At 35.4% G+C, this 16,700-nt stretch carries 19 protein-coding genes; 6 read left to right on the forward strand and 13 right to left on the reverse strand.

The features are described 5' to 3' along the window. Positions 1–29: 29 nt before the first annotated feature. Entirely contained in the window at positions 30–950 is a 921-nt protein-coding gene (locus FEU33_RS11285; protein ID WP_146549462.1) for a hypothetical protein, read from the forward strand. A gap of 246 nt (positions 951–1,196) precedes the next feature. Here FEU33_RS11285 and coaD read toward each other — a convergent pair whose 3' ends face one another. The 3 genes from coaD to FEU33_RS11300 are packed head-to-tail and all read right to left on the reverse strand — an operon-like array spanning position 1,197 to position 3,724. After that, a complete protein-coding gene (coaD, locus tag FEU33_RS11290) occupies positions 1,197–1,697 on the reverse strand; it encodes a pantetheine-phosphate adenylyltransferase (protein ID WP_146549463.1) in 501 nt (166 codons plus the stop codon). Further along, positions 1,687–2,262 carry a 16S rRNA (guanine(966)-N(2))-methyltransferase RsmD gene (rsmD, locus tag FEU33_RS11295; protein ID WP_146549464.1) on the reverse strand — a complete coding sequence of 192 codons (576 nt, stop codon included), beginning with the start codon at positions 2,260–2,262 and terminating at the stop codon, positions 1,687–1,689. The genes coaD and rsmD overlap by 11 nt, the downstream gene beginning before the upstream one ends. Positions 2,263–2,302: 40 nt before the next feature. After that, complete coding sequence (locus tag FEU33_RS11300; RefSeq protein ID WP_146549465.1) at positions 2,303–3,724, reverse strand: hypothetical protein; 1,422 nt, start codon at positions 3,722–3,724, stop codon at positions 2,303–2,305. 53 nt (positions 3,725–3,777) lie between these two features. Here FEU33_RS11300 and FEU33_RS11305 point away from each other — a divergent pair, with 53 nt between their 5' ends. After that, positions 3,778–4,167: a DUF7147 family protein gene (locus tag FEU33_RS11305; RefSeq protein ID WP_146549466.1), complete on the forward strand. Its 390-nt coding sequence runs from the start codon at positions 3,778–3,780 to the stop codon at positions 4,165–4,167. 86 nt (positions 4,168–4,253) lie between these two features. Here the strand turns inward: FEU33_RS11305 and FEU33_RS11310 are convergent, their stop codons facing one another. Further along, entirely contained in the window at positions 4,254–4,526 is a 273-nt protein-coding gene (locus FEU33_RS11310; protein ID WP_146549467.1) for a YlbG family protein, read from the reverse strand. 45 nt (positions 4,527–4,571) lie between these two features. Further along, on the reverse strand, positions 4,572–4,769 hold the full coding sequence (locus FEU33_RS11315; RefSeq protein WP_146549468.1) for a hypothetical protein: 198 nt from the start codon (positions 4,767–4,769) through the stop codon (positions 4,572–4,574). A 98-nt stretch (positions 4,770–4,867) separates the two neighbouring features. Here FEU33_RS11315 and FEU33_RS11320 point away from each other — a divergent pair, with 98 nt between their 5' ends. Beyond that, the gene (locus FEU33_RS11320; protein WP_146549469.1) at positions 4,868–5,773 is read left to right on the forward strand and encodes a glycerophosphodiester phosphodiesterase family protein; all 906 of its coding nucleotides are present in this window, start codon (positions 4,868–4,870) and stop codon (positions 5,771–5,773) included. Positions 5,774–6,046: 273 nt separating this feature from the next. On the opposite strand, the gene FEU33_RS11325 is transcribed toward FEU33_RS11320, so the two are convergent. Beyond that, on the reverse strand, positions 6,047–6,496 hold the full coding sequence (locus FEU33_RS11325; protein ID WP_146549470.1) for a YlbF/YmcA family competence regulator: 450 nt from the start codon (positions 6,494–6,496) through the stop codon (positions 6,047–6,049). A 72-nt stretch (positions 6,497–6,568) separates the two neighbouring features. Beyond that, entirely contained in the window at positions 6,569–8,032 is a 1,464-nt protein-coding gene (locus tag FEU33_RS11330; protein WP_146549471.1) for a UDP-N-acetylmuramoyl-L-alanyl-D-glutamate--2,6-diaminopimelate ligase, read from the reverse strand. Between the two features lie 114 nt (positions 8,033–8,146). Here FEU33_RS11330 and FEU33_RS11335 point away from each other — a divergent pair, with 114 nt between their 5' ends. After that, the gene (locus FEU33_RS11335) at positions 8,147–8,890 is read left to right on the forward strand and encodes an amino acid kinase family protein (protein WP_146549472.1); all 744 of its coding nucleotides are present in this window, start codon (positions 8,147–8,149) and stop codon (positions 8,888–8,890) included. On the opposite strand, the gene FEU33_RS11340 is transcribed toward FEU33_RS11335, so the two are convergent. After that, the gene (locus FEU33_RS11340) at positions 8,884–9,948 is read right to left on the reverse strand and encodes a CAP domain-containing protein (protein WP_146549473.1); all 1,065 of its coding nucleotides are present in this window, start codon (positions 9,946–9,948) and stop codon (positions 8,884–8,886) included. The two genes, FEU33_RS11335 and FEU33_RS11340, sit on opposite strands and share 7 nt — an antisense overlap. A gap of 144 nt (positions 9,949–10,092) precedes the next feature. On the opposite strand from FEU33_RS11340, the gene FEU33_RS11345 reads away from it, so the two are divergent. Further along, positions 10,093–10,452 (forward strand): YugN family protein, encoded by a 360-nt coding sequence (locus tag FEU33_RS11345; protein ID WP_146549474.1) that lies wholly within the window; start codon positions 10,093–10,095, stop codon positions 10,450–10,452. Positions 10,453–10,912: 460 nt separating this feature from the next. Then, complete coding sequence (gene ytvI, locus FEU33_RS11350; RefSeq protein ID WP_146549475.1) at positions 10,913–11,968, forward strand: sporulation integral membrane protein YtvI; 1,056 nt, start codon at positions 10,913–10,915, stop codon at positions 11,966–11,968. Positions 11,969–11,997: 29 nt separating this feature from the next. On the opposite strand, the gene FEU33_RS11355 is transcribed toward ytvI, so the two are convergent. The 5 genes from FEU33_RS11355 to ctaD all read right to left on the reverse strand — a co-directional run bounded on the left by FEU33_RS11355 (position 11,998) and on the right by ctaD (position 16,683). Next, positions 11,998–12,462, reverse strand: a complete 465-nt coding sequence (locus FEU33_RS11355) for a DUF420 domain-containing protein (RefSeq protein ID WP_146549476.1) — start codon at positions 12,460–12,462, stop codon at positions 11,998–12,000. 33 nt (positions 12,463–12,495) lie between these two features. Next, on the reverse strand, positions 12,496–13,416 hold the full coding sequence (gene ctaG / locus FEU33_RS11360) for a cytochrome c oxidase assembly factor CtaG (protein ID WP_146549477.1): 921 nt from the start codon (positions 13,414–13,416) through the stop codon (positions 12,496–12,498). A gap of 437 nt (positions 13,417–13,853) precedes the next feature. Then, positions 13,854–14,186 carry a cytochrome C oxidase subunit IV family protein gene (locus FEU33_RS11365; RefSeq protein WP_146549478.1) on the reverse strand — a complete coding sequence of 111 codons (333 nt, stop codon included), beginning with the start codon at positions 14,184–14,186 and terminating at the stop codon, positions 13,854–13,856. After that, entirely contained in the window at positions 14,186–14,812 is a 627-nt protein-coding gene (locus FEU33_RS11370) for a cytochrome (ubi)quinol oxidase subunit III (protein ID WP_146549479.1), read from the reverse strand. Before FEU33_RS11370 ends, FEU33_RS11365 begins: the two co-directional genes overlap by 1 nt. After that, positions 14,812–16,683, reverse strand: coding sequence for a cytochrome c oxidase subunit I (gene ctaD / locus FEU33_RS11375; RefSeq protein WP_146549480.1), 1,872 nt, complete (start codon positions 16,681–16,683; stop codon positions 14,812–14,814). Before ctaD ends, FEU33_RS11370 begins: the two co-directional genes overlap by 1 nt. Between the last annotated feature and the right edge of the window lie 17 nt (positions 16,684–16,700).

A 16,700-nucleotide genomic window follows, 5' to 3' on the forward strand; every position in this document is an offset into this window, starting at 1 on the left:
TAAGCGGGACAAAATAATAAGAATGGATGATGTGCATCGTATTACATTACAGCAATATATTGTTATGCTGGCTTTTTATACTACTATTATTGTTGCAACCCGGACTAGCCCATGAAGGTGCCGATACGGGAATAAAAATTTTCATTGATCATTTATTTCCATATTTACTTCCATATCTCATATTAACTCAATGGTTATTACGATTAACAAACGTATCTAGTATACCACAGCATACAAAATGGAAATTTTACTTACAAGTTTATTTTCTAAGTGCATTGGGTGGATTTCCGACAGGTGCTGCCACAATTAACTTTTTACTAAAATCCCAACAAATCACTAAAAGAGAAGCACCACTATTATTAGCAATCTGTCATGCGCCAAGCCCACTCTTCGTGGTTGGTTTTGTAGGAGTTGAAATATTAAAGAATCCAACGAGTGGATGGTATATGCTTTCTTTGATCCATTTTGTTAATATAGTCATGCTCTTTATATTTATGCTTAAATTTCGAAAAACAAATACAAAACCAATCGTCACTCATCAATCAGAGGTACTTTCGACATCTCCACTAATAGAAAGTATCAAAAATAGTTTGCCTACTGTTCTTCTCGTAGCTGCTACAGTTATTTTCTTTACGACAATTAGTTTTGTGATGACAGAAACTATATTACGTTTTGTTCATCAGTTACCAGATATCGTTATGCTAGCACTTTATAGTGTTCTTGAAATGACTTCAGGCTTAGCTGTTTCCCAAAACTTATTTACACATTCAAAATGGTTAGAGCTCATTGTGATAACCATTTTAACGCTACAGGGCCTAAGTATACATTTACAAGTTGCGGTATTAGCAAAAGAGGCAAAAATTTCGATGGTTCCATATGCATATACAAGAATTTTCCAAACATTTCTAATTCCACTCTTGTATTGGTTAATCTTTCTCCCCCACCGCTAACGTTTATACTAGAACTGCCAACTATAAAGTAAAACTTTCATCAGTGGAGTTTTTCTTCATCCCCACTGATGGTTAGCAAAACCAATCGGGCGCATATGGACAGTTGTTCCCCCACCTATCTTTCTCGTTTCTCTCTAAAACTTGAGGTGGGGATCTTACTGCCCGTTCATGCGGGATAAAATTAAAAGAGTACAATTCAGCTCAACGCTAAATCGTACTCTTCTTATTTGCTATGCTATTTTCCTATCATTTTCTATCTAATTTTTGTTTATATTTCTCTTTTAAAGCATCTTCGACAAGATCGGGTACTAACCCATGGATATTTCCACCATATTGCGAAACTTCTTTTACAATACTAGAACTTAAAAAAGAATGTTTATTTTGTGTCATAATAAAAAATGTCTCAATATGCTCATCTAAGAATCGATTCATCGCAGTGATTTGCATCTCATATTCAAAGTCTGATACTGCTCGCAACCCTCGAATAATCGCATTTGCATTTTTAGACTTTGCATAGTTGATGAGTAACCCTGATGAAGATTCTACTTTTACATTTGATAAGGAATTCGTCACTTCTTTAATCAAATCCATTCGTTCTTGTACATCAAATAGCGGACGTTTGCTTGAATTATTCATAACAGCCACATAAACAATATCAAAAATATCCGCAGCACGTCTAATAATATCTAAATGGCCATTCGTAATCGGATCAAAACTCCCTGGTACTACAGCAACTTTATTCAACACAATCTCCTTCTTCCTCAACTAGACGATAGAATGTAATAATGGTGCCACCATATTTTTCTTCCCGAACTTTATGAAAATTAATAAATGCATCCGGTAATACAGTTTCTGTGTCATGTTCGCAAACAATCGTACCATCTTTTGAAATTATCCCATTTGCGACAATGTCTTTCACCATCTCATAATATTGATGCTTTTTATAAGGAGGATCTAGAAAAATCAAATCTGCTTGTGTTTCTTTTTTCATCAATATTTTTAAAGCACGTGATGCATCGTTGCGATACGCTTCCGTACATTCTTCGTAACGACATTTTGCGATATTTTCTTTTAAGTTTTGGAATGCACGTCCATCTTTTTCAATGAAAATAGCCTTGTCCATTCCTCTACTCAAAGCTTCAATACCTAGGCCACCACTTCCTGCAAATAAATCCAGCACAATTCCTCCATCAAAATAGGGACCTAAAATATTAAATAGAGATTCCTTTACTTTATCTGTTGTCGGACGTGTTGTCATACCACTTACAGCCCTTAACGGCATACCTTTACGTTCACCTGAAATGACTCTCATTAATATATCAAACCTTTATATATCTTAATATTGGCGTACCTTATGATTCGTTTTTAGTTGTTTTTATATCGATGCGCTTATCTGATTTTTCAACATTTACAAGGAATAATCGAACTAACCATGCCTCTTCAATGTAGTATTGGTTTCCATATTTCTCAATTGGCTGAGAAACAATATCGTATCGATGCTCGTTGTAAACATAAAACGGTTCATCCATTGGAAATCTAAATGAACGAGTCTCACTTGTAATGTAGAAGCCATGTGGTCCTACTTTTGAAGTATACCCAAGTTTCTTCAAGATTGGCTTAATAGAATATAAAATACGCCCATCTTTAAATATAACTTGCACGTTATTTTGTTGCAATCCATTTATATAGATTGGACGATTATCTTCAAATAACAAAGGTGCTATATTCTTTCCGTTATTGGCATTCATATCAAAGAATGATGTTTTTAAGCTTAGGGAATCTGATAAAAGATTATCCAGTTTTGTTGTCGTCACTTCTTTACCCTGCATATCTTCTAAACCTTTTTTCCATTCTGCCAATTGATCTTGATTCATGTAATTCTTTAATATACCTATCATTTTCTGTGCCTTGGCAGTACCTAAAGTACGCTCTGTTAGGAATGATGCCACAACCTCTGGTACCCATGATGGAGTCGTATTAAATTTATACTTTTGGTGAATTTGAGATAGGATCACTTTTTGCTCTAATGTTTTTTCATTGATTTCGGAGGTAAACAAAATACGTCCCGCAGAATGTCTCTTTTGATTTGTTTCTATAATCGCTACATGTTCAAAATCTTCTAATTCTAATCCTTTTAATGATTTACTTAAATCACCAGATATATTATTTTTACCATAGAGTGTCATTTGATCATTTGTGAATACTTTTTTCATTTTATTTTTTTGCCAATATAAAGAAGTTACAGGACCATTTCCACTAAACATCGTATATTGGACTAAAACCATTTTCTTACTATCTATTTCTGGTAAACCTGTTATCCATTGTCCCCCTGTATGTGTTTCATCCGTAATATGTACTGTCGTATGCACAGGTGTCCCTTTTGGCAATGTTAAGAAAATATTCCGCAAAATTTGTCCGGATTTTAAACCCTTTTTTGAGACAGGAATAACATAGGATAATGTCTGTTCTTCCGTTTTTCCTTTTTGTAAACCAGTTAGTGTTTTATTTAATCGATTACAATTATTTTTGTCATCCGAAGAACAAGCTTTTTTGATACTTTTAGCAGGCCATATAAGCTTTATACTTTCTTCAGGTAAAGAACTAAGATGATGATGAACGATCAGCTTTCCTTTTTGATAAACAACATCTATGTCCTGATTATAATGAAGGGACTCATCTTCTGATAACTGATCCGAATAAACATGGTACTGAAAAGCCAACATAACACCATTTATTACTAACAATATGGAAAATAAACTGGCTGCAAATTTCATGTGCTAATCCCCCAAATCATGATACTATGTGTAAAGAAAGGACGTGTATGATAATGATTCAACAATTTATAGAGCTTGGAGAAGGCTATGGTGACGTTTACGAACTTTGCGAACTTATGAAAACAAATAAGCATCGTATTCATCGTACTTTTGTATTTACCGCAACTGGTAACGAGCAAAAAGTCGCATCTATTGCAGTAGTATTGAAGCCAGTTGGAGACAGTAAGTTTACACCCATTTATATTTGTCGAGAAGGAATTCCTTACTCAACTGAAAAGCCTTCAAAACGATTAGAACTATTTGAGGAAACCGCAAAAGAGCTAAATCAATTACTGATTACATTAGATGTAAAACATTCCTCAATTTATGCTGAAAAAGAGCTATATTATCAATATTTGATTGGAATATTACGCCTTTATCACTATATCCCGTCATTGCACTAATTACTTATTTTCGCAACAAAATTATATTGTTACTAGATATAAATTACTATCTTTTTTTATATCGACAGGGATCATCAATACTTTACTTAGAGACCTGTTTTATAATCATACTCTTTTGCTTTATCTGGTTTGGCATTTTCAAACACAGTTGAAACAAATGGGCGATAAGATGGTAAGACTTCTCGCACATAAGGGAGACGGGTCAATTTTGCAATAGTATTTTCAATATCTTCTTGATTGCAATATAAAACGACATATTTAAGTTTTCTTGAAATATAATGTACATGACCATATCGTCGCAAAGATTTTGCCTGTTTTAAGTGATGTACATATACGATTAAGCCTTGTCGGTCTTTCATATAGATTCCCTCTTTTCTTATCTTAAAGATAACATAGCAATGAATTTACACGCAACCAAGTTTAGCTGACAGGCTGGAGGGTAATCCGTTATAATAAAGTGAAACTCCATCAGTGAGGGTTTTCTTCATCCCCACTGGACTAGAGGAACTCAGTTTAGTAGCGCCACATCCTGTGGCAACACCTGAGGGACCAACATCTTGTTGGCCCGAACCAATCGAACTTTTATGGGCAGTTAATCCCACATCTATCTTTATCGTTTCTCTCTAAATCTTAAGATGGGGGGCTTACTGCTCATTAAAGCGGGATAAAAGAACAAGTCTGCATTTAGAGGAGGACTACTATGGGAAAGAAAACGAAAGTGGCAATCGCAATTGCTGCTGCAAGTGCTGCAGCTTGGGCAGGTTCTAAAGCCCTTTCTAAGCCACAAAAGCGCGACAGTAAAGATGCTTTAAGCTATGAGCATCCTGTAGTGTTAGCGCATCGTGGTGGATCACAATTAGCGCCGGAGCATACTATGGCCGCATTTCGCAAGGCCGCAGAATTAGGTGTAGACGGTTTTGAAATTGATATTCGCTTGACAAAAGATGAAGAAATTGTTGTGTTTCATGATGATTATATCGATCGTACTAGTGATGGCACAGGTCGTGTAGCTGATTTAACTTTAGAAGAATTACAAAAATTTAATTTTGGCTATCAGTTTGTTGATCTAGATGGCTATCTCTCTTATCGTGATGATTTTGAATCGATCGTCACATTACGCGAGTTGTTAACTGAATTTCCGAATATGTTTGTAAATATGGATATGAAAGATGCGCCCGATACATACGAAGGTGGTCTTATGCCTTCTAAACTATGGCGTTTAATCGAAGAATTGAATGCTGCTAATCGTATTGTCGTAACAAGTTTTTATGATGAACAAATTGATCGTTTCAATCTTTATGCACAAAATAAGGTAGCTTTAGGCGCTGGACAAGCTGAAGTACGAAGGGCTTATACATCATTTACAAGTCAATTTGGGCATTTGTATCATCCAAAGGTTGATGTGTTCCAAATTCCAGAAAAACACGGTGTTTTTACTTTAAATAGCCAAGGCTTTATACACTTTTTAAGTGACTTAAATATTCCAGTCCACTATTGGACAATTAATGACGTATTGTCGATGAAAAAATTAATCGATATAGGTGCACGAGGGATTGTCACAGACCGACCAGATCTGGCAGTTCAAGTGATCAATAACAATAAGTAAGCGAGGTTTCATACAGTGAGATCTTCTGAATGTTAATGAGAGCTTATAGCCAACTTGATTATTAGAAGAGAAGATCAAACTCTTTTGTTCATTCAAATATCTATTTCAGCCAAAAATAGATTTCGATCGCTAGCAATAGAGATGGCGATTTCTCTTAAAAGAATTTTAAAGTATAAATTCATCCTATGAAAAAGAGAGCACAGAATGCTGTTCCATCAGCATCTGTGCTCTTTGTATTAGCATAACCCTAACTATTTGATATAAATTCTAACATCATGCTGAACATGAACAACTACCACCCGATCCACATCCACCACTACTACAAGATGATTCAGAATGGAAAAATGGATTACTTACTGGCACTTTGACGGATTCAGAAACAGTCTTTCCGATTAAAAGGCCAATTTTGTCCAATAAATCTTGATAATCATTTTCTGCCAATCTAAGAGCAGAAACTTTATCGTCAATGTCTAGTTCACGTTTTTTGGCGCGAATTGATTGCATGATTGTTTGATAATCTGGGTGGTATTTTCCAAATCGTTGAACATCTTCATACTGATCCTTCATCCGTTGAAAATCATGAATTTTACGAACAAGGCTGGCATCTGTATAAACCGCCGTATGCGCCTTTTGTAGATTCGTAAATTGCTCGGAGGAACGGATCATCGCATTCAATACTTCCACTTCTTCAAGAATCAAAGCCCAGTCAGAAGTCATCATCATCGGTAATTCCCCCAATCTACTCTTATCATAACAGATTTATCTCCATTTTGTATGATTGGAGGATTAAAAGAATTACTTATTTTCATTTTTCATATCGGATAATATTTCTTTTATAACTTTTTCATCTGAAAAAGGAAGTATCTTGCCTGCTACAATTTGCCCTTCTTCATGACCCTTTCCAGCAATCACTAAAATATCTCCTGATTTGCAACTATTGATCGCATTCTGAATGGCTTTTTTTCGATTGGGTTCTATTTTATACGGCTTCATATGAATGCCTTTTACAATAGAATTTAAAATAGCTCTTGATGATTCACCTCTAGGATTATCATCCGTAATCCAAATTTTATCGGCATAAGTATCTGCTATGATTCCCATTTCAACTCTTTTCCCTTGATCTCGATCACCACCACATCCAAACACAACGACCAAATCTTCTTTAGCCTGCAACCGTAATGCATTTAATAATGCTTCTAATGCACTTGGGGTATGTGCATAATCAATAAAAATTCGAAAGCCAAGAGAATTCGGAATTTCTTGCATTCTTCCTGCTGGCAATGTCAATGTATCCGTATGTTTAGCTATTTCTTGCAAGGAAAAACCTAATTCTGTAATAGCTGTAACAGCCGCAAGGACATTATATTGTAAATATTCACCTTGAAAAGGAATAAGGACATCAGTTGGTATGTCATCATTTTGTATTAATAGCTGCGTGCCGTTGTCGATGTTCTGTTCGTGAATAATACTACAATCTGCTAATAGACTTTTGCCAAAACTTTTTACGCTAGGATATTCTAATCGTAATTGCTTACAAAATGGATCATCAATATTAACAATAATTTGTTCAGATAAGAGACACAATCTCTTTTTAGCTGCTAAATAATACTTTTCACCACCATGTTCTTCATAATGATCTCTACTAACATTTAAATAAACGCCAATATTTATATTACAATCGTCAAGACGATGTTCAGATAATGCAAGTGATGATGCTTCCATCACAATATGAGTAACCCCCTTGCTGATACAATAAGCAAAAATCTGATATAATTCTGTCGCCAAAGGAGTTGTTAATGGCTCTAGTCTTATGTTTTGTTTTTCTCCATTTATAAATAATCCAACGGTTCCAATAACCGCCACATTCGTATTTAATGATTGCAGTAATTGACCGATAAAATGAGTCACTGTCGTTTTTCCATTCGTCCCCGTTACTGCAACAATTGTCAATTTTTCATCGTAAGCACCATATATCTTTTTACTAGCATATGATAGAAAAGTTGAACAATTTGGAACCCAGATAACTGGAATCTGTAGATTGACTTTGGCTTCGTATCTATTATGTACGATAGCTACAGCCCCATTTTGTATAGCAAGATCCTTATAATCCCATCCATCAAATTTTTTTCCTTTACGGGCTACATATAGGTCACCCGGTTTTACATCGCTCGCTCTATCTGTTATTCCTTTAATCTCAGTACGAATCGAACCGTATTCTAATTCACATGGCCATTCTTTTAACAGTTCTGCCAAGATCAACTATGTTCCTCCTGCACCTTTTAGTTAATTATGAATACATTACTATAACCCCTTCACCACTTGTATCGTATGAAAAACATGCGGAATATGTCACGAGGAGATAGGAGTCACAAAATGATTATTCAAAAATTTGGTGGAATTGCTATGCAATCAAAAGCTTCGCGTAAGCATTGCCTTCTCCATATTAAAAGGGCTCTGAAAAAACACGGTAAAACTGTAGTTGTTGTTTCTGCAATGGGAAGAGTTGGTGATGCTTACGCTACTGATACTTTATTGGATATAACAGATGCATTAGGCACTTCAGCAAAAGCAAAAGATTTAGTTGCTGCATGCGGAGAACTAATTGCTGCTGCGGTTCTATCATCAGAGCTAAAGCAATCCGGAATAGATAATCTGTTGCTTTACGGAGCTCCACTTGGAATAATAACAGACGATAACTTTGGAGATGCTGAAATTATCGATATTCGCAAGGAAACACTCTTATCCGCTCTAGAATGTCATGACTGTCTAGTTATTCCTGGATTTCAAGGAATAACGGAGGATGGAGAAATAGCCACTCTTGGTAGAGGTGGGAGTGATTTAACTGCCGCTATTTTGGGTGCGACCTTACCCACTGTAGCAATAGAGTATTACAAGGATGTCCCTGGTGTTATGACTGGCGACCCTCATCTCGAAAATGATGTAGAACTTATTAGGGCCATTCCTTATTCTAAGTTTCTAGCAATGTTAAATAATGTACGTCCTTTAATTCAAAAAAAAGCAGCTGAAATGGCACAACAGCACCATCTCAAGCTGCATATTCGAAACGTTTTTTCTCTCGAATCAGGAACTTTTGTATTTCCTGATGAAGATCAATAATTCTCGGTTTCATTACGTTGGATAAAAACTTGTGTGAAATGTTTACCAAAAGCACCCGTACCAATTTGATTGAATTGCTCATTCAATAAAGTGTTGCGATGCTTTTCAGAATTCAAAAGTCCATTAATTGCTTCTGGCGCATCCAAATAATCCTCTGTAACATTTTCTCCTGCAGAATCAAATTGAATCTCCGCATTTTTTAGTCGATCTTTAAATGCATCACTTTCCTGTTCTTCTTTTGAGATTTTATTGACTGCAAGCTTTTCACTATGCGCCATTGCCAGCTTATTTAAATCTTCCGCAGATAGTAATGCCGGTAAACCCTTTTGAACTCGATATACATTCGTTAGTTCAAGCAATTGTTTTTGATTTTCCAAATCGATTTCTTCCTGCTTATATGAAGATGGAACAGATGGAGTAATCAAATCCCCCACATATGTCATGTCGTATGGATGCTGTTTAACAAGTGTTGGGCCATCAATATACCGTACTGCTTCTAATGTCTTGTCAATTGCATCAAAATACAATTGTGCATACAGCCCATCATACATGACCAAAATACGCGTCTGTAAATCGTCTTCATTTAAGATAAAGGTATAAATATTATGTTGGATCTTCACCGTTACTTCCGTATCTGTAATTGTGTTACGATACAATTCATCAATCCCTTGTCCGATTTTAAAAGGAGATGCATCGGCTTCAGAACCTGCCATATAAACTTGCTTGATCTTATGATTTTTCACCCCAACCAGCAAATAATTACTTGGTGATTTCTGATAGACCCACCAATCAAAATCATATGCTGATGGACTTTTTCGGTCAGGGTTTCCTAATTTTTTTGTCAATTTTCTAGTCGACTGACCAACTAAAGTTGATAATCCTTTAGTTGGTCTTTCAACGGCTGAATCATTTACATCAGGTGCCACTTTTTGAGGAATGACCCTTCCTTCTGAATTAGGCGCTTTAAGGGGTTCATTTTCTTTCACAGGCTGATTCAGATAGAAGAAAACAACTAATAACACTGCTAAAATAATTAAAACTCTATATAAGACTTTCACATTAATCTCTCTCCATTTTTTTATTAGTTTTATTATACCAACTACATAAAAGGATTCACAATGTTGTCATTGCAACCGGTGCCATTTTGCTCTATTATAAAATGGAACGTATTTGTACGAAAGTGTCGAAGGAGGATTATTAGAATGTATTTCGAAAATACTGGACTTGAAAACAAAATTGCTCATATTACTTTACTTGATGACCTTATGGGCAAACATGGCTTAATCCGTGCCACTGGATGGGATTATGAACGTATCACATGGGATAGAAGATTCGATGTTAACGAAGGTACTTATTATCTACGAGTTTTTGGCTATACAAAAGATGGAGATAATGGAACAAATGATGCTAACATCACACTTCTAAAACCTGTTCTTGGAAAACATTATTTTCCACATGGCGTTGAATATGGTGAAGACGAAATCTATCCAGCTCAATTAGTAAAAAATTGCCAAAATATTTTAGACTCCATTTCAAAAGAACTAGATCAATTTCATCAATAAGATTCATGCACTAATACTTGGAAGTCATACAAAGGTTAAATAAACTTTTTGTATGGCTTTTTTGTTAGCCCTCTTCCAATCACGTCGTTAGCCTTTAAACACTAAAAGCTAATCTGTGACTCACCATTGAAAACCCACCTCCACTAAAGCATATAAATATCTTTATAGTCATTCATGAAGAATAAATGAAACTTCATCCTTACTGTGTATAAGTTAGACCAAAAAGGCCTTTACAGATCAGATAACTGTTCTTCACACTTTTTTACCGGAATCCTGATGTGGAGGATTTGATGTTTGCTTATGCGGGATAAAGTAAAACTTCTCACAATGGTTGTTTTCTTTTTCCCCCGCTACGTTCATCGAACCAAGCGAGGAATAAATATAGAAAAAATTTTTTATCTAGCATGATTTTCAAAAAACTCCTCATACTATCACTGTCAAATATATATGGGTGATTAGGATGACTTTACATCGAATTTTTTCAAAATTTTTACCTTGGTTTATTTTTGCTTTATGTTTACTATTTTCAGTGTTCTATGCAAAGCCAATACTTTTAGCGTTTCTTACCGCTCTTTGCTTTAATCCTCTTATTATTAAATATGAAAAACAATGGAGTAAATCGCGTCGCTTTATCGTCCTTGTTTTTTTCTCTACTTTTAGTATTATTGTACTCCTAAGCTGCTATTTGTTATACATGTTACTATTATTAAAATTCAGTGATTTTTCTCAGTGGGTTCCCCATCTTATCGATACCATGAATGAAAGATGGATTTATTTTCAATCGAAGTTAACCAATATTACACATGATTTACCACGCTCCATTATCCTTTCCATACAACAATGGATTGAAGATATGTTAACTGGTTTACAAAAAGTTGGAACTACATATTTTCAAGCTGACTATCTTCTCAATCTATTTCAAAAAATACCTTCAGCAATTTTTAAACTATTCATTTATTTTTTAGCTCTCTATTATGCGATGCTAGAAATTCCGAGTATATTGAAATCACTTAGTAAATGGCTACACTTCGAAAATAATTCTACAGTTAAAGTGTTTCTTCAACATTTAAAAAAAGGGACCCTTGATTTTTTAAAAGCGCAATTGATCGTTAGTATCTTTATTTTTTGTATTACATTATTTACTCTACTATGGATTACACCGCGTTATGCGTTTCCAATGGCTTTGTTAGTTTGGTTTGTCGATTTACTTCCTGTGTTAGGAGGAATGATGGTTTTAATTCCTTGGGCAATTGTCAGTTGGATTAGCGGGCAAAATTTCGAAGGAACGATATTATTTATTTTAGCCATTGTGGTCATTCTTGCACGTCAGATTTTAGAAACAAGAGTAACTAGTAATCATCTTGGACTTCCGCCACTTACAACGCTCATTTGTATGTATGCCGGATTTGAAATGTTTGGATTTGTTGGATTTCTTATAGGCCCACTTGTTGCCATTTTAATCGTCGTCATTGGACAATTTAGAAAAAGCTGGGTTGAGATCAATAAAAAAAGCTAATTCCTACCTGAGAGGAATTAGCCTTTTTATTAATGATTATTTAATATCGCTTTTATAACAGAAGTTGTAGGACCACCACTGTAAAATACATAAAGTAATAAATAGACAGCAACACCTGTAATCGCAACAAAGAACCAAATAATACTAGTAATTGGTGCTATTTTACGATGTCGTTCTAATTTATTTGTAAAACCTGCAATCAAAGTAACAATTCCAAATACGGCTCCAACAGTTGCTAAAATAATATGGAATACAAGGAAAATTGTATAATATACCTTTAAGTCGTCAGGACCACCGAAAGCTGTATTTCCAATAAACACTGTTCTTGAAATATAAATAAGGAAGAAAAGCAATGCCGAGATAGCTGCAGCAATCATCGTTTTTTTATGTGCTGCAATTTTCTTTTGTTTTATAAGCCCCCAACCAATCGCTATTAGTATTGCACTAAGAACGATGAAGGATGTACTAATTGTAGGTAAGATAGGTACATTCATACTTTTTACTCCTAACACTCTAATCTAGTTTCGTTAACGATATTGGTTTTGCGACAAACGTTGTCTTTCCTTTAGTGCTTCTTCTGTCATTCTATCTGCGTTTTTTTGATCATTTCTATACCACATGATAAATACGCGACCCAAAATGACTGCGAAAATAATTTCTTGTATGATTTTCATGATGACACCACCAAGCTGCTGATCTTCAAGTGGTGTCATATCTGTAAATAATTCTGGACCTGATAATGTTAATCCTTGTAAAGTAGAACTAGGAACGCAAAGTGCCATCGCTTTCATCCATGTTTCTCCATCTGTATATGTTGCATATAATGGATGAGAAGAAAACATGATTAACGCGCAAGAAGGCGTAATAAGTATTGCATTGGCAATAATATAAAAGAACTTTTGCAAATCTTTCATGCGCGGCTCGCCTTCAACTGTATTCAGCAAAGGCCAGTACATAAATAAAGCTGACATAAACAAAACAAACGTATAAATACCATGTGCAGTCTCATCTAGTTTAATATAATCTAATACAACGGGTATATGATAAACCGAAAACATAAATACAAAAAAGAAAATGGCAAATATCGGCCTTGTCATAAAATGAAAGAAAGGTTTCACATAGGGCAAGTTAATGGTCGTTTTCCATAACCAATTTGGAATACCTATGATCAAGAAAATGGGAATAAACAATAGTAAGAAAGCCATTTGAACCATGTGCATTGTAAACATGATATGAGACATCAAGTCAATGGGTGATCCAATAATGACATATATCATAATCATCGCAAAGACAAATGATATTGCCTCTCCCTTTTTTAAAGGTTCACTATATTTAAAGTCTTTTCTCCATGTTGTTGTGATTAAAAAATATAAAACAGTAAAGAACGCCAGAACTCCCATTAATCCGGGGCTCCACATAGCTCGAAATCCGAAAATACTTAAAGGCATTGAAATTCGCTCCTAACTTACATCAATACCAACATTATAAATGGATTCTCGCAAAACTACAATGAACGAATCTTGACATTTAAGTTATGTCATTTTCAATGGATATAAAAGTCCTGTTGATTTGAAAAAATAGGAGCTGATCATAAGCCTTGACCACCCATATGAGATAAAGTGAAACTCCATCAGTGGGGGTTTTCTTCATCCTCCACTGAACTAGAGGAACTCAGGTTAAAAGCGCCACGTCCTGTGGCAACACCTGAGGAACCAACATCTTGCCCGCCCGAACCAATCGGACTTTTACGGACAGTTTAATCCCCCACCTATCTTTCTTGTTTCTTTCTAAACCTTGAGGTGGTGTGGGTTTTACTGCCCGTTAATAATAAGGAATTAAAAAACCGAGCCTATTTTAAATAGACTCGGTTTTTTCCTTTTTGGTACTAAATCCAAACGATTGTAACAAATCCAAGCACCATTGTAAACGCAACAAGTGCACCTGAATAAATAAAGAATTGCATAATTCCTGTACCTTTTTCGCTTAGATGCATGAAATAATACAATTGAAGCCCTACTTGAACACCAGCGAACAATAAAACCAATGGTACAACAAGGTAAGCTGAAAATCCAGCTTGAACCGCTGCAAATGCGATAAATGTCAAGAAAATCATGACCGCAAAAACAGTCACTTGATTGCGCATTGCCTGACCAGCTTTGCGGCGAGAATGTTGATATTCTGCCTCATTTCTAGCTTCTACGTGTACGTCATGTGACATTATTTTATCACTCCCATCAAGTAAACTACAGTGAAGATAAATACCCATACAACGTCGATAAAGTGCCAATATAAAGACGCGATGAAGAATTTAGGTGCATTATAAAGGTTTAAACCACGCTTAGCATTACGTAACATTAATAGGATGATCCATCCAAGACCAATGACTACGTGCAAACCATGTGTTCCTACTAATGTGTAGAAAGAAGAACCAAATGCACTTTGTGTAAAAGTAAATCCTTCATGAATATAGTGTGTAAATTCATAGATTTCAAACCCTAAGAATCCAAGACCTAAAAGAACGGTAATGAATAACCATCCTTGCATTGCTTTAAAGTTATAGTTTTTCATGTGGTACATTGCATACACACTTGTTAAAGAAGAAGTTAACAATAACATTGTCATTATGAATGCAAGTGGTAATTCAAATAGATTTTGCGTAGAGAATTCCATACCACTTGGCCCTTTATTTTTAAGAGCTAAGAATGTTGCAAACAAAGATGCGAATAAAACTGTTTCACCGCCAAGGAAAATCCAGAAACCAAGAACTTTATTTTTGCCTTCTACAGTTGCTGCCTCTGGATGTTCTGGCCATGATTGTGGGGTAAATTTAGTTTTTAAATCCATTATTCGTTACCCCCTTTTTCATTCATTAATTCTTCTTTAGAAATATGATAACCTAAATCATCTTTAAGTGAACGTACAATCATAGATCCAAAAGTGATTGCTAAGCCAATAATCAATACAGCTAGCGCCCATGGTTTATCTGCATCTGGATTATATAATGCACCAAAACCAGCTACGAATAAACCAAATACCATGACAAATGGAATAATAGAATTATTTGGCATATGGATATCTGAAATAGGTTCAGCATATGACATTCCTTCTTTATTCCCTTCCATCTTTTCAATCCAATAAGTATCTAGACCACGAACAAGTGGTGTTTGTTTAAAGTTATAATATGGTACTGGTTGTGGAATTGCCCATTCAAGAGTACGTCCATCTCCCCATGGATCGCGTCCACATGGTTTGTTTTGAATAGTTGTAATAATAACATTGACAACTAACAGCACAACACCGATTGCCATTAAGAAAGCACCGATTGTTGAAATAAGGTTATACGTATCCAAACCTTGGTTTGGTAAGTAAGTGAATACACGGCGAGGCATACCCATTAGTCCTAAGAAATGTTGTACAAAGAATGTCATGTGGAAACCAATAAAGAAGACTACAAATGTAATTTTTCCTAATGTTTCATTTAACATTCTATTAAACATAATTGGCCAATAGAAGTGTGCACCAGCAAATAATGCTAATACGATACCACCAACAATAACGTAGTGGAAGTGAGCAACGATGAAATATGAATCATGTAATTGGTAGTCAAGTGGAGCTGATGCTTGCATAACCCCAGTAACACCACCGGCTACAAATGATGGGATGAAACCAAGTGCATAAAGCATTGGTGTCGTTACTTTAATCGAACCGCCCCACATTGTACATAACCAGTTAAATACTTTCATACCTGTTGGAACAGCGATTGCCATTGTTGCAACGGCAAAGATAGCATTGGCAGTTGCACCTAGACCTACAGTGAACATATGGTGAGCCCATACCATGAAGCCAAGGAAACCAATTAAGATTGTTGCAAATACCATTGAAGAGTAACCAAATAAACGTTTACGAGCAAATGTCGGAATGATTTCCGAATAAAGACCAAATGCAGGAAGTACTAAAATATATACTTCTGGGTGTCCAAAAATCCAGAATAAATGTTCCCAAATAATTGTATTACCACCCATAGTATGATCAAAGAAGTTTGATCCAAACATACGGTCGAAAATCATAAAGAATAATCCCACTGTTAATGGAGGGAATGCAAATAAGATTAATGAACTTGATACAAATGTAGTCCATGTAAATAATGGCATACGCATAAATGTCATACCAGGAGCGCGCATATTAATAATCGTAACGATAAAGTTAATACCTGAAATTAACGTACCAGCACCTGAGATTTGTAAGCCAATTGCATAAAAGTCAATACCATGACCAGGTGATGCTAAAGATAGTGATGCATAAGAAGTCCAACCAGCATCAGGAGCTCCACCTAAAAGCCATGAAAGATTGAGGAAAATTCCTCCCCAGAAGAATAACCAAAAGCCAAGTGAATTTAAAAATGGAAATGCAACGTCACGTGCACCAATTTGTAATGGTACAACGGCATTCATAAAAGCGAATAGCAATGGCATAGCAGCAAGGAAAATCATCGTTGTACCATGCATTGTTATTATTTCATTAAAGAGTCCCGCACTTACAAAATCATTGTTTGGTTTTGCAAGTTGGATACGAATGAGCATTGCTTCAATACCACCGATAACAAAGAACAATGTACCGGCAATAAGGTATAAAATGGCGATTTTTTTATGGTCTACTGTTGTTAAATAGTCCCAAATAGTTGCGCCAAAACCTTTTTTCTTTGCAGTTGAGCTCAAAACCTTAACCTCCTTCA

The sequence above is a fragment of the Rummeliibacillus suwonensis genome, from assembly GCF_007896435.1.
GTDB lineage: Bacteria > Bacillota > Bacilli > Bacillales_A > Planococcaceae > Rummeliibacillus > Rummeliibacillus suwonensis.